3 protein-coding genes are annotated in these 1,523 nt (G+C 61.3%); 2 read left to right on the top strand and 1 reads right to left on the bottom strand.

Features of this window, described 5'->3' with window-relative positions:
- Positions 1-531, top strand: a 531-nt coding sequence (locus ABT116_RS45460; protein WP_351646936.1) for an SDR family NAD(P)-dependent oxidoreductase, incomplete at its 5' end; no start/stop codon positions are given.
- Entirely contained in the window at positions 501-1,160 is a 660-nt protein-coding gene (locus ABT116_RS45455) for a GGDEF domain-containing protein (protein ID WP_351646932.1), read from the top strand. The genes ABT116_RS45460 and ABT116_RS45455, both read left to right, overlap by 31 nt.
- A gap of 87 nt (positions 1,161-1,247) precedes the next feature.
- Here the strand turns inward: ABT116_RS45455 and ABT116_RS45450 are convergent.
- Positions 1,248-1,523, bottom strand: a 276-nt coding sequence (locus ABT116_RS45450) for an HNH endonuclease signature motif containing protein (protein WP_351646928.1), incomplete at its 5' end; no start/stop codon positions are given.

Here is a 1,523-nt window from a genome sequence, read left to right as displayed (position 1 = left end):
GGATACACCTGGGACAGTGTGATCCAGAAGATGACCGACGAGCAATGGGACACCATCCTCGACGTCAACCTCAAGGCGCCGTTCCGGATCCTGCGTGCCGCTCAGCCGTTCGTCAAAGCCAATCCCACCGACTACCACCGCAAGGTCGTCAACATCTCGTCCACCTCGGGTGTCTTCGGCAATGCAGGACAATCCAATTACGGCAGCGCGAAAGCCGGCATCGTCGGTCTCACCAAAACGCTGGCCAAGGAGTGGGGCCGTTACAAGGTCAACGTCAACGCGGTCGCCTTCGGCTTCGTCGTGACCCGAATGACCGAGGTGACAGCCGATTCCGACACCAAGATCACGATCGACGGCCGCGACATTCGTGTCGGAGTCAATCCCGACCGCATGGCAGCCATGGCAACCACCATCCCCTTCGGCCGAGGAGCAACTCCGGTGGAAGCCGCAGGCGCCGTGTACCTGCTCTGCATACCGGAGTCCGACTACGTCAACAGCCAATGCCTGGTTGTCGACGGCGGACGAGTCTGACACCGCTCCCCTCGATCATTCGGAGAAACGATTGCACTCTGTGTGGCGCCGACCCGAGTGCGGGCGACTCCGCACTCGAGGACAACCTGGCCCTCCTCAATCTCCTGTGCCGACTTCTCGGAACCATTCTCGATGTCGACTATCAGCGCGCGCAGTCAGTCCGACTGGCCGAAACTGCGCAACTCGATGCAGAGACCGACCCGTTGACCGGCCTTCTCAATCGTCGTGGATGGGACCGCTTCCTCGAAGCCGAGCAAACGCGATACCGCCAATTCGCCGACCCTGGATCAATCATCATCATCGATCTCGACGGCATGAAGACCATCAACGACGAACGCGGACACGCCGCCGGTGACGAGTACGTCCAACGGGCGGGTGAAATCCTGGCAGCATGCGCGCACCCAGGCGCCGTAGTTTCGCGGTTGGGCGGAGACGAGTTCGGAATCGCTCTGTCCGACACGCAACCGCACACCGTCGACTACCTGATCGAGCGTTTGGAGCAGTCCTTCCGGCGCGCCGAGGTGCGCTGTTCGGTCGGGCGGGCGGACTTTTCTATGTCCCAGAGTTTTTCCGAGACTTGGGATGCGGCTGATGCAGAGATGTACCGACAGAAACGCTCGACTCGCTGATTCGACTCCACCCACGGTCTGTTGCACCGCTTCGGTGGATCTCTTCGATGCGGTGCTCGGCCATGTTCTGTTGTGCCCGAACTCTTCTCAGGTTTTGAAGGTGGTGTTCGCCGGCCGCGGGTGCCGCTGCGGGTCGATCGAGGGCGGTGGGATGAACCAGGGTTTGTTGTCGACGCCGATCCGGATTTCCCATTTTCCGACGAACCCGGATTTGTGGTGCATCAACCGGTGATGCGAACGGCACAGCAAGACCAGGTTGTTCATCACCGTCGGGCCGCCGTTGGCCCAGTGCCGGATATGGTGCGCATCCGTCCACGCGGGCACACACGTGCAGCCGGGGAACGCGCAGCCTTTATCTCTCGC

Origin of the sequence: Streptomyces sp. NPDC002130, from assembly GCF_040296465.1 — a bacterium.
In the GTDB taxonomy this organism is placed as follows: Bacteria; Actinomycetota; Actinomycetes; order Streptomycetales; family Streptomycetaceae; genus Streptomyces.
Note: the sequence above shows the minus strand (reverse complement) of the source record. Positions and strands in the feature narration are given on the sequence as shown.